This is a genomic window from Sphingopyxis sp. SCN 67-31 (assembly GCF_001725095.1).
Genome location: NZ_MEFH01000188.1, coordinates 1 through 5625 on the forward strand (window position 1 = coordinate 1; position 5625 = coordinate 5625).

Here is a 5625-nt window from a genome sequence, read left to right on the forward strand (position 1 = left end):
TTCGAGGCGCTGGCCGGGCAGATGTTCGACAAGGCGCTCCGCAAGATGATCGCCGCGTTCGAAACGCGCGCCGACGCGCTTTATGGTGCGGGAAGCGTGACATCCTCCGACGGACGCAGCGCGTCCTTGTCGGGCTGAAGCAGGTCGAGCGCGAACATCGTCGCGTGATGGCGGATCGTCGCGCGATCGGTCGAATCGAACTGCACCCGCTGGGTGAAATAATCATCGGGATCCTGGCCGCGCAGCGCGCGCGCGAACACGACGATGCCCACCGGCTTCTTGTCCGATCCGCCGCCGGGGCCCGCGATGCCGGTGATCGACACCGCAACGTCGGCATCGCTGTTCGCCAGCACGCCCGCGGCCATGGCCCAGGCGGTCGCCAGCGACACCTCGCCGAAGGTTTCCAGAATTTCGCTGCTGACGTCGAGCTGGCGCTTCTTGGCGTCGGCCGAATAGGTAATGAATCCGGCGCTGAAGACATCGGAACTACCGGGAATGTCAGTGAGCGCCACCGACACCATGCCGCCGGTGCAGCTTTCGGCGATGGCAACGCGGCGCCCCGCCGCGCGATTGGCGGCAAGAACGGACGTGGCGGCTTCTTCGCGCGCAGTTTGGCGCGTTTCGACGGCGGACGGCAAGGTTCAATTCTCCGGAAGTTCTAAAGTCGCGATGGCCTGTGCGGCGATCCCTTCGCGGCGGCCCGTAAAGCCCAGCCGCTCGGTGGTTGTTGCCTTCACACTAATGGTTTCAATCGAAATCGCAAGAATTTCGGACAGGCGCGCGCGGATCGCGGCGCGATGCGGACCGATTTTCGGTGCTTCGGCGATGATCGTCAGATCGACATGGGTGATCCGTCCGCCCCGCTCCGCGACCCGTTCGGCGGCAAAGGCCAGGAAGCGCCATGACGCCGCCCCGCGCCATTGCGGATCGCTCGGCGGGAAATGGTCCCCGATATCGCCATCGGCCAGCGCGCCGAGGATCGCGTCGGTCAGCGCGTGGAGCGCGACGTCGGCATCGCTATGCCCTTCAAGCCCATGACTATGCGCGATTTCAATCCCGCCGATCCACAGCGGCTTGTCGGGAACGAGGCGGTGAACGTCATAACCCATACCGACGGCGGTACGCATCGCGGCTTTGCCTCCTTCGAGCAGGGCGGACAGAATGATGAGATCGTCGGCATAGGTCAATTTGTGCAGCCGCGCGTCGCCCGGAACCGTTGCCACAGCATGACCGAGCCGGCGGACGAGTTGCGCATCGTCGGTTGCCGCCTCGTCGCCGGCACCCGCGTGAGCACGGCGCAGCGCACCGAGCCGGAAGGCCTGCGGCGTCTGGACGCGCGCGAGTCGGCGGCGGTCGGTGACGTCACCCGCCACCCCGTCAACCTCGGTTATCAGCGTATCGGGAACGGGCAGCGTCGGCGTCGCCGCGACAGCCCCCTCCGCAACGGCCGTGAGCAGCCGGTCGATCACCGCCGCCGAAACGCCGGGGCGCGCCGCATCATGGACGAGGAGGATCGCATCGTCGCTCCAGTCGGCCAGTGCGCCCAGCGCATTCGCGACCGACTGCTGGCGTTCGATGCCCGGCGCAGCGGTCGTCCAGCCGGCGGGAAGGGGGCCTGCCGCCGCCACGACGTCATCATCGCCGACGAGCACGCCTGCACCGATGGCGGGGTGCGCAGTGAACGCATCGAGGCTCCAGCGCAGCACGGATTTGCCGCCGATCGGGACAAGCTGCTTGGGACGCCCAAAGCCCGCGCGCGCGCCGACGCCGCCGGCGAGCAGCACGACAGCGACAGAGCCGGACGGCAGGGGCGCGGAGTCGGTCATGACGCGCGCCGGTTAGCGCAGCCGCGGCTTGCGGAAAAGCGCCTTAGCGTGTAGTGGCTGCACAAAATTTAGGCAATTTCAACGAAAGCTCCCCGTTATGGCGCCGCTCCGGCCCATCCAGATCGGCAATATCACCATCGCGGATCCCGTGATCCTCGCGCCGATGACGGGCGTCACCGATCTGCCGTTCCGCAAGATCGTCCGCTATTACGGCTCGGGGCTCAACGTCACGGAGATGATCGCGAGCCAGGCCGCGATCCGCGAGACGCGGCAATCGATCCAGAAAGCTGCCTGGGATCCGGTCGAGGAACCCGTTTCGATGCAGCTTGTCGGCTGCACGCCTTATGAAATGGGCGAGGCCGCAAAGCTCAACGAAGAGCGCGGCGCGGCGATCATCGACATCAACATGGGCTGTCCGGTGCGCAAGGTCACGAACGGCGATGCCGGATCGGCGCTGATGCGCGATCTCAAGCTGGCTGCGGCGCTGATCGAAGCCTGCGTCAAGGCGGTCAGCGTGCCGGTGACGGTCAAGATGCGCATGGGCTGGGACCATGACAGCCTCAACGCCCCCGAACTCGCGCATATCGCAGAGGATCTCGGCGCAAAGCTGGTGACCGTCCACGGCCGCACACGCAACCAGATGTATCGCGGCAGCGCCGACTGGGCCTTCGTGCGCCGGGTCAAGGATGCAGTATCGATCCCGGTGATCGTCAATGGCGACATCTGTTCGGTCGACGATGCGCGCTCCGCGCTCGATCAGAGCGGCGCCGATGGCGTGATGATCGGTCGCGGCGCCTATGGCCGGCCGTGGTTGCTGGGGCAGGTGATGGCGGCGCTGCGCGGCGAGGGCGAGCGCCCCGACCCTGGCATCGATGAACAATATGACGTCATTACATCGCATTATCGGGCGATGATCGACCATTATGGCGAAATGACCGGCGTCAATATGGCGCGCAAGCATCTCGGCTGGTATGTAAAGGGGCTCCACGGTTCGGCGGAATTCCGCAACCGCGTCAACCAGATCCCCGACAGCAAGGGCGTACTCGATGCGCTCGAGGAATTTTACGCGCCCTATCTGAGCAAGGCGGCTGCGTGAGCGCGTTGACGTCGAGCATCCCGACGTTCGACCATGACGAAATCATCCAGTCGCATCCGGTCGCGACGCTGCTGATCGACCGCGGGGCCGTCGTCCTGTTTGTCAACGCCGCAGCCGAACAGCTTTGCAATATCAGCCGGTCGGCGATGGTCGGGCGCGTCGTCTATGACGTCATCGGCATGGACCGCGGCTATCGTCAGCGCATGAACGATCCCGACACCTCGGCATTGTTCGCCCATCGCGCCGAAATCCGCATCGGCGGCGGCAAGTCGATCTTCGTCGATATGCAGATGGTGCCCTATGGCAGCAACGGCCACCGCATCCTCGCGCTCGTTCCGTCGCAAAGCGAAGCCGAGCTGATGGGCGGCGCGATCGGACGGTCGGGCCGCGCGGCGGGGGCCGCTGCCTCGATGCTCGCGCACGAAATCAAGAACCCGCTCGCCGGGATCAAGGGCGCCGCGCAGCTTCTCGCGCGCAAGACCGACGCAAGCGGCGAACGCTTCACGACGCTGATCTGCGCCGAGGTCGACCGGATCACGACGCTGATCGACCAGATGGAGCATTTTTCGCGCGGGCAGCCGATCGCCTGCACGCCGATCAACCTCTATCAGCCGATCCATCAAGCGCTGGAGGCGGTACGCGCGCGGCAATTGCCCGGGGTCCGCTTTTCGGAGGATTTCGATCCGTCGCTGCCGATGGTGCAGGGCAACCATGACGCCATGGTCCAGATATTGCTGAACCTCGTCACCAACGCCGGCGAGGCGCTCGGCGGGCGTGACGATGGCGTCATCCGCATCGCCACGGCCTATCGCCACGGCCTGTCGATCGACAATGGCGACGGTCGCGGCCGCATTGCGCTGCCGATCGAGGTCAGCGTCAGCGATAATGGCCCCGGCGTGCCCGCCGACATTCGCGACGACCTGTTCGACCCGTTCGTCACGACGAAGCGCGAGGGCAGGGGACTCGGTCTCGCGCTCGTCGCGAAGCTGGCGCGCGACATGGGCGGCACCGTCCAGCATGTCCGCGATGGCGAGTGGACGCGCTTTCGCGTCAATCTGCCCGCCGCGCAGCCGTCCGCGCGCAAGGAGCCGCGGCCATGACCACCGACAAGACGATCCTGCTGGTCGAGGACGATCCCGCGATCTCGCTCATCATCCGCGAGACGCTGGGCGACGAATGCGCGCTGTTCGCCGCGGTCGGCAGCATCGCCGAGCGCAACGCCTGGCTCGCCGATCATCGCCCCGACCTCATCATCACCGACGTCGTCCTGCCCGACGGCGACGGAATCGATTCGCTGCCCGGCGCGGGCGTGGCGCCCGAAACGCCGGTGATCGTTCTCTCGGCGCAGAACACGCTCGACACCGCGGTCCGCGCGCAGGGGATCGGTAGCTACGACTATCTGCCCAAGCCCTTCGATCTCGAGGAGTTGACCGCCAGCGTCCGCGCCGCCCTGGCGCGGGGCCGGCAACCGCTCGCCAAGGTCGACGCGGCCGAAACCGACAGCCACGGGCTGATCGGCCGCGCCCCGGCGATGCAGGCGGTATATCGCACCATCGCGCGGCTCGCCTCGAACGACCTTGCGGTCCTGATCCTCGGCGAATCGGGGACGGGCAAGGAGGTTGTCGCGCGCGCGATCCATGCGACGGGCCTGCGCCGCAATGGCCCCTTCGTCGCGATCAACATGGCCGCGATCCCGCGCGAACTGATCGAGGCCGAATTGTTCGGCCACGAAAAGGGCGCCTTCACCGGCGCACACAGCCGCAGCGCCGGGCGGTTCGAACAGGCGTCGGGCGGCACGCTGTTCCTCGACGAAATCGGCGACATGCCGCTCGAGGCACAGACGCGGCTGCTGCGCGTCCTGCAAACCAACGAATATTCGACCGTCGGCGGCAGTCAGGCGCTGAAAGCCGATGTCCGCGTCGTCGCCGCGACCCACCGCGAGATGCGCAGCCTCGTCGCCGAGGGGCGCTTCCGCGAAGATCTTTTCTATCGCCTCAACGTCATTCCGGTCAGCCTGCCGCCGCTGCGCGACCGGCGCAGCGACATCGCCGCGCTCGTCCGCCATTTTGTCGATACCGGGCGCCAGTCGGGGCTACCCGACCGCGAATTCGCGCCCGAGGCGATGCAGTTGCTCGAACGCCACGACTGGCCAGGCAATGTCCGCGAACTCGGCAATGTCGTCCAGCGCCTCGCCATTCTGGCGCGCGACACCGTCGTCACCGCCCGCGATGTCGAGACGGTGCTGCGCGAAAGCGGCGGCATGGCGCCCGCCTTCACCGCGCCGGCGGACCTGATCGCGCACGCGGTCGACGATTGGGCGCGCGAACGGCTGGCGGGCACCGACGGCGACGGCGCTATCCACAGCGACCTCGAAGCCATCGTCGAGGCCGCGTTGTTCCGCCGCGTGCTGCGCGAAGTACGCGGCAACCAGCTCGAGGCAGCCCGACGGCTCGGGATCAACCGCAACACGCTGCGCAAGCGATTGGGGCAACTCGACATCGATCCGGCGCATCCCTAGGCGCCGCATCGCACGCGCTCCCGTTGACCGGAAAAGCACACTTATCGGCGCGCCGGCGCATATTGTGTGTTTTCTATGCAACAGGATTGTCGTATCGCAGCCACAATGACGCAGCCTTTCCCCTCGGCTCTTGACGGCGAACCCGGTGATACGGACGCGCGGAGCGGCTGGTGGCGGTTCGGCGC

General features: G+C 66.7%; 5 protein-coding genes and 1 pseudogene. 4 read left to right on the forward strand and 2 right to left on the reverse strand.

Annotation, left to right across the window (positions count from 1 at the left end; translation table 11 throughout):
* Positions 1–138 (forward strand): annotated as a pseudogene (locus ABS88_RS23435) (type II toxin-antitoxin system RatA family toxin); the annotation flags it as partial.
* On the opposite strand, the gene ABS88_RS23440 reads toward ABS88_RS23435, so the two are convergent.
* Positions 81–638 carry a CinA family protein gene (locus ABS88_RS23440; RefSeq protein WP_040590758.1) on the reverse strand — a complete coding sequence of 186 codons (558 nt, stop codon included), beginning with the start codon at positions 636–638 and terminating at the stop codon, positions 81–83. The pseudogene ABS88_RS23435 and the gene ABS88_RS23440 overlap by 58 nt on opposite strands.
* 3 nt (positions 639–641) lie before the next feature.
* The gene (ispF, locus tag ABS88_RS23445) at positions 642–1826 is read right to left on the reverse strand and encodes a 2-C-methyl-D-erythritol 2,4-cyclodiphosphate synthase (protein ID WP_286750752.1); all 1185 of its coding nucleotides are present in this window, start codon (positions 1824–1826) and stop codon (positions 642–644) included.
* A 97-nt stretch (positions 1827–1923) separates the two neighbouring features.
* On the opposite strand from ispF, the gene dusB reads away from it, so the two are divergent.
* Genes dusB through ABS88_RS23460 form a run of 3 tightly spaced genes read left to right on the forward strand, consistent with a single transcriptional unit; the run spans position 1924 to position 5440 of the window.
* Complete coding sequence (gene dusB / locus ABS88_RS23450; RefSeq protein WP_062902437.1) at positions 1924–2922, forward strand: tRNA dihydrouridine synthase DusB; 999 nt, start codon at positions 1924–1926, stop codon at positions 2920–2922.
* Positions 2919–4022, forward strand: a complete 1104-nt coding sequence (locus tag ABS88_RS23455) for a two-component system sensor histidine kinase NtrB (RefSeq protein WP_058811608.1) — start codon at positions 2919–2921, stop codon at positions 4020–4022. Before dusB ends, ABS88_RS23455 begins: the two co-directional genes overlap by 4 nt.
* Positions 4019–5440: a sigma 54-interacting transcriptional regulator gene (locus tag ABS88_RS23460; RefSeq protein WP_062764987.1), complete on the forward strand. Its 1422-nt coding sequence runs from the start codon at positions 4019–4021 to the stop codon at positions 5438–5440. The genes ABS88_RS23455 and ABS88_RS23460 overlap by 4 nt, the downstream gene beginning before the upstream one ends.
* Positions 5441–5625 lie beyond the last annotated feature (185 nt).